The sequence below is a fragment of the Methylobacterium sp. genome, assembly GCF_028290105.1.
GTDB lineage: Bacteria > Pseudomonadota > Alphaproteobacteria > Rhizobiales > Beijerinckiaceae > Methylobacterium.
The window spans coordinates 1-5,072 of record NZ_JAQGKL010000180.1; the positions used below are offsets into that span (position 1 = coordinate 1).

Annotated in this window: 7 protein-coding genes; 6 read left to right on the plus strand and 1 reads right to left on the minus strand. The window is 68.7% G+C overall.

Features of this window, described 5'->3' with window-relative positions; all coding sequences use genetic code 11:
- The 6 genes from JWQ05_RS12835 to greA form a co-directional block, all read left to right on the plus strand.
- The coding region (locus JWQ05_RS12835) for a putative PEP-binding protein (RefSeq protein WP_366944594.1) at nucleotides 1-545 on the plus strand (545 nt) is incomplete at its 5' end.
- 207 nt (nucleotides 546-752) lie between these two features.
- The gene (locus JWQ05_RS12840; RefSeq protein ID WP_299658833.1) at nucleotides 753-1,016 is read left to right on the plus strand and encodes a hypothetical protein; all 264 of its coding nucleotides are present in this window, start codon (nucleotides 753-755) and stop codon (nucleotides 1,014-1,016) included.
- Nucleotides 1,017-1,208: 192 nt separating this feature from the next.
- A complete protein-coding gene (locus tag JWQ05_RS12845; protein ID WP_299658834.1) occupies nucleotides 1,209-2,186 on the plus strand; it encodes a cell wall hydrolase in 978 nt (325 codons plus the stop codon).
- Between the two features lie 193 nt (nucleotides 2,187-2,379).
- Nucleotides 2,380-2,967, plus strand: a complete 588-nt coding sequence (locus tag JWQ05_RS12850; protein ID WP_299658835.1) for a hypothetical protein — start codon at nucleotides 2,380-2,382, stop codon at nucleotides 2,965-2,967.
- 122 nt (nucleotides 2,968-3,089) lie between these two features.
- Nucleotides 3,090-4,076, plus strand: coding sequence for an MDR family oxidoreductase (locus tag JWQ05_RS12855; RefSeq protein ID WP_299658836.1), 987 nt, complete (start codon nucleotides 3,090-3,092; stop codon nucleotides 4,074-4,076).
- Nucleotides 4,077-4,134: 58 nt separating this feature from the next.
- Nucleotides 4,135-4,596 (plus strand): transcription elongation factor GreA, encoded by a 462-nt coding sequence (gene greA, locus JWQ05_RS12860; RefSeq protein ID WP_299658837.1) that lies wholly within the window; start codon nucleotides 4,135-4,137, stop codon nucleotides 4,594-4,596.
- A gap of 199 nt (nucleotides 4,597-4,795) precedes the next feature.
- Here greA and JWQ05_RS12865 read toward each other — a convergent pair.
- On the minus strand, nucleotides 4,796-5,072 hold a 277-nt coding region (locus tag JWQ05_RS12865; protein ID WP_299658838.1), incomplete at its 5' end, for a Sua5 family C-terminal domain-containing protein.

Sequence of the window (5,072 nt, forward strand, 5' to 3'; positions counted from 1 at the left end):
TCTTCACGAAGATGGAGTTCGACATCGTCAAGAGCCGCATCGACGCCATGGCGAAGGCGGTCTCTGCCGAAACCGGAGGCACCCTTGATTATCAAGTGGGCACGATGATCGAGCTGCCCCGCGCAGCCCTGCGTGCGGGCGACATCGCCGAGACGGCGGAGTTCTTCTCCTTCGGCACCAACGACCTGACGCAGACCGCGCTCGGCATCTCCCGCGACGACGCCTCGACCTTCCTCGGGGCCTACACCCAGAAGGGCATCCTCTCGGCCGATCCCTTCATCTCCATCGATCAGGAGGGTGTGGGCGAACTCGTGCGCATCGGCGTCGAGCGGGGTCGGGCGGTCCGCCCCGACATCAAGCTCGGCATTTGCGGCGAGCATGGCGGCGATCCGGCCTCCATCGGGTTCTGCCAAGAGGTCGGCCTCGACTACGTGTCGTGCTCGCCCTACCGCGTACCGATCGCCCGCCTCGCCGCCGCCCAGGCGGCCCTCGCGGACCGGGGTGCCAAGGACGCTGTCAAAAGCGCTGCCAAGGGCGCGAAGTAGGGCTCGAGCCTTCAGCGAGGCAGGTGGACAGCGCTATCCGGGGCGGCCGCAGGGCCGCCCCTTTTCCTTGCCGGAACGACCCGTTCAACAAATTGTCGAAAACACGGCGAACCGATTTCGCGCGGGCACGTTCAGTGCTAGTGCCGAACCCTGACGCGCGGGTGTTCCTGCTCACTGGGGCGGCAGCCAACGCGTGGGATCGCCGGCATGAACGATACCAGCCCACCACCCGTGTTCCTCAACGAAAATCCCGTCGCTGTCCCGCTGCCGCGCGCCCTGCAGCAGGCCTATCTGTGGGTGGTCGCGGCCCTTGGTGGACTCGCGACCGTCGCCCTGTTCGTCTTCGCTGTCGCCACACAGAGCGGTGCCGATGCGGAGCGGATCGTCGGGGGGCAGGGCGGCGATCGCTCCAGCCTTGCCACGATGATCGGCAATCTCGCCGCCACGCACGGACGTCCCGGGGCGTTGTGAGCGCCGGGCCTTAACCGCTCCGCAACCATACCCGCCGATAGTTGGACACGACGGACGTCGGCTCATCCCATCGAGCACGCGACCGGAGCGTTTGGCAGGTGAGTGCGGGTCGGTTGCGTGGGCACGAGACGGATACGACGCGCGTCGCACCTGCGCTGGCTCAGTGCCGCCATAGTACCCTGGGCGGCCGGGATGGGCCTCCTCGTGTCCTTCACCGCCACGGCGGGGACGGACAGGCTTGGTGGCGCCGCCGGCCTCGCCGACCAGGCGCTCCGATCCTCCCTGACCGCCTCACCTGGCGCGCGCCTGGCCGGCACCCAGACCCGGTCGCACTCGGCCTGGCGCTCGGTCCCTCGGGCGAACCCCGCACTTGAGGCCACCGAAGACGGCCCGACCCGTAGTCTGCTGGTCAAGGCAAGCTTCCCGGACCGGAGCGACGGGCTGCTCGCGCCCGGTTCCGCCACCTGGAACCCCGACCTCGACACCGGCTTCCTCCGGGCTCCGGGGTCCGGCCCCGCTGCGAACGGCGAACCCGGCGAGATTGTCGTCGTCGAGGATGGCGCAACCCCGGCGATCCCGCGCGCGGAGGCCCTGTCCTCCACGACCCCTGCGCCTGCCGACGCGACACCGATCGAGGTGGCGGCCGGGAACCTCGCCTTCCCAGGGCTGTCGCCGCGGACCGACGGCGCCACCACGCCGGAGCCCGAAGCGACACCCGAGATCGCGCGCCACCGCTACGCGGACCTGATCGGTCCGGACGCCAAGGACCGCGAGCAGCGCTGCCTAGCCGAGGCCGTCTACTTCGAGGCCCGCAGCGAGCCCGAAGAGGGCCAGGCAGCCGTCGCCCAGGTGGTGCTGAACCGGGTCAAGAGCGGGCTCTACCCCAACAACGTCTGCGGCGTCGTCTACCAGAACCGCCACCGCTACATGGGCTGCCAGTTCTCCTTCGCCTGCGAGGGCAAATCCCTGCGCATCGCGGACGGCCCGTCCTGGCAGAGCGCCACCCGCATCGCCAGCGCGGTGATCGAGGGGCGGACCTACCTCAGTGAGGTCGGTGGCGCGACGCATTACCATGCCGATTACGTGAAGCCCGGCTGGTCACGGCGGCTGAAGAAGATGGATGTCATCGGCCGGCACATCTTCTACCAGCTCAAGCGCGGACAAACCTAAAATCGTGAATCGTTCCGGGGCTTTTTACCTAAGCACTGAAACTCCTAAGTAGTCCTAAGCTTGGGTTAATTTTACCCTGACTCGGGATTGAGCTTGCTCGAACGGCAACTTGGCGGCCTCTGATACGTCGAGATGCGCGCGGTCTTCGCGTGCCATCCCGTCCTGTTCAGCGTTCACCCCCGAGGAACCCGTCATGACCGCGCCGGTCGCCCCACGCCTGCTTCTCGCCGCCATCGCCGGCGCCGTCATCTCCGTTTCATCCGCGCAAGCCGGCGGCTGCGGCGGGGCCGAGTGCTACCGCCACGTCAACACGCCGCCCGTCTACGGCGCGGTTGCCGAGCGGGTCCTCGTCCGCCCGGCCGAGACGGTGTATCGCACCCTGCCGCCGGTCTACGAGACGGTGTCCGAGCGCATCCTCGTGGCGCCGGGCGGCCGCGTCTGGCAGACCCGCCGCGATGCCTACGGCGAACTCATCGGCTGCTGGGTGGACGTGCCCCCGCAATACTCCGTGCGCCATCGCCGCGTGCTGGTGCAGCCCGCACAATCGATCCCGGAGACGATCCCCGCCGAGTACGCCAGCGTGCGCCGTCGCGTCCTGGTGCAGCCCGCCCGTTCGGGCTGGGTGCCCGCCGGCTACGGTCACGGAGGTTACGCGGGCGGCTACGGCTCCGGCCCGGTGGTTGGCTCGTTGCCCGACGCCCTCGGGATCACCGGCGCGAGTTCGGCCGATGTCGGCGTCGGCCTCGGCTTCTCCTCGGGCAGTATCTACGACGGCTACTGAGACACCGACCCGACCCCAACGCATCAACCCCGGGCGCGCGGGCGTCCGGGGCTTCGTGAAACGGAAGCCGCTTGATTCGGCCCGGGCCTGCTACACCTGTGAAGGTGCAGCGGAGATATGCCATGGGTCAGTTCAAGGCTTGGGTCGTCGAGAAGACCGAGACGGGCCAGTCGCTCGTCTTCAGGGACTTCGACGATGCCGACCTGATGGATGGCGACGTGACCGTCCGGGTCACGCACTCCACGGTCAATTTCAAGGACGGCCTCGCCATGACCGGCCGCTCGCCGGTGGTGCGCCGATTCCCGATGATCCCCGGCATCGATTTCGCTGGTGTGGTCGAAGCCTCCGATCATTCGGACTACAAGACCGGCGACTCCGTGGTGCTGACAGGTTGGGGCGTCGGCGAAACCCATCTCGGCGCCTACGCCCAGCGCGCGCGGGTGAAGGGCGACTGGCTCGTCCCCCTGCCGGGCGGCCTGAGCCCGGCCCAGGCCATGGCGATCGGCACCGCAGGCTTCACCGCGATGCTGTGCTTGATGGCCCTCGACCACCACGGCGTCACGCCGGCGCAAGGTCCGGCCCTGGTGACGGGAGCGTCCGGCGGTGTGGGCTCGGTGGCGGTGGCCTTGCTCGCACGGGCCGGGTGGCACGTGATCGCCTCGACGGGGCGCGATGGGGAAGCCGACTACCTGCGCGGTCTCGGCGCCTCGGAGATCCTCGATCGCGCCGAGTTGGCCAAACCCGGCAAGCCGCTGGCGAAGGAACGCTGGGCGGCGGCGATCGACGCCGTCGGCTCGGTCACCCTCGCCAACGTCCTGGCCGGCACGAAGGCGGATGGCGCGGTCGCCGCCTGCGGGCTGGCGCAGGGCATGGACCTGCCCACCTCCGTGGCGCCCTTCATCCTGCGCGGCGTCTCGCTCCTCGGCGTCAACAGCGTGACCACGCCGCAGGCCAAGCGCCGGGAAGCGTGGGCGCGTCTCGCGGAGGAGCTCGACCACCACAAGCTCGCCGCGATGACACAGACCGTGCCGCTGCCCGGCGTCGACACGATCGCCGAGGCGATCCTCGCGGGTCGCGTCCGCGGCCGGACCGTCGTCGAGGTCGCGTGAGGATCGAGGTTGTAACCTCGGACGGAACCGTCGCCGCCCGTGAGGTGTTTTCGTTTTCATGAGCCAAGCATTTGTTCGCGAGCGCGAGGGCGGCGAAGCCTTCGAGGATCTCCCCGACCGCCCGATTTCACCCCATCCCAACTTCGTCACCCCCGAGGGCATGGCGCAGATCGAGGGCGAGGTCGCACGTCTTCAGGCCGAGTTTTCGGCGCTGACTCCGGGCGCCAAGGCCGACGAGTCGCGCGTCACGCGCGATCTGCATTACTGGACGGCCCGGCTCGGGACGGCGCAGCTCGTGGAGGCCGAACCCGGCGACGTCGTGCGTTTCGGCTCCACGGTCACGATCCTGCGCGAGGACGACACGAAGCAGGTGTTCCGTATCGTCGGCGAGGACGAAGCCGACCCGGCACAGGGGACGATCTCCTATGTCTCGCCCATGGCTCGCGCTCTCACCGGCAAGGTCCCGGGCGACGTGGTCGAGGTGAACGGCCATGAGACCGAGATCGTTGAGATCTCCTGAGACTCACCGGCAGGCTTAGCGCCTGCCGGGTTTTCGGGCCGGCCGGAGACGCGTCGCTTGTCTTGCGCGTTGCGAACAAGAAAAAAGGCTCGGATTGCTCCGAGCCCTGGAAGGGAAAAGGCCATTTGGGGGCTGAACTGGCCTTTGTGAATCAGCAACGGACTTCGGCCGGAATAGTTCCGGCGACTTGCAAAAGAATTTACCGCGGGGCCGCAGCCCGCCGCAGTCGATCGTTGATCGCCTCGCCGAGACCGGTCTCAGGCATCGGCACGACCGCGATCGTCTCGGCTCCGGTCACATCAAGCCGGCGCAGCGCCGAAAACAGCCGCGTCGCGGCCTCCGTCAAGTCGCCCGCCGGGCTGAGGTTGAGCTGCGCACGAGCAGCTTCCATGCCCTGTGGCTCGTCCGAGCCGAACAACAGCACCGCCTCGCCCGCCCGCACGGCAGTGGCGTCCAGGCGGACGCGCGCACGCGGC

What these genes read in the sequence shown, in the direction of transcription:
- JWQ05_RS12850 (WP_299658835.1), top strand. Translation starts at nt 2,380, where the DNA reads ATGACCGCGCCGGTCGCCCCACGCCTGCTTCTCGCCGCCATCGCCGGC.
- JWQ05_RS12855 (WP_299658836.1), top strand. Translation starts at nt 3,090, where the DNA reads ATGGGTCAGTTCAAGGCTTGGGTCGTCGAGAAGACCGAGACGGGCCAG.
- JWQ05_RS12840 (WP_299658833.1), top strand. Translation starts at nt 753, where the DNA reads ATGAACGATACCAGCCCACCACCCGTGTTCCTCAACGAAAATCCCGTC.
- greA (WP_299658837.1), top strand. Translation starts at nt 4,135, where the DNA reads ATGAGCCAAGCATTTGTTCGCGAGCGCGAGGGCGGCGAAGCCTTCGAG.
- JWQ05_RS12845 (WP_299658834.1), top strand. Translation starts at nt 1,209, where the DNA reads ATGGGCCTCCTCGTGTCCTTCACCGCCACGGCGGGGACGGACAGGCTT.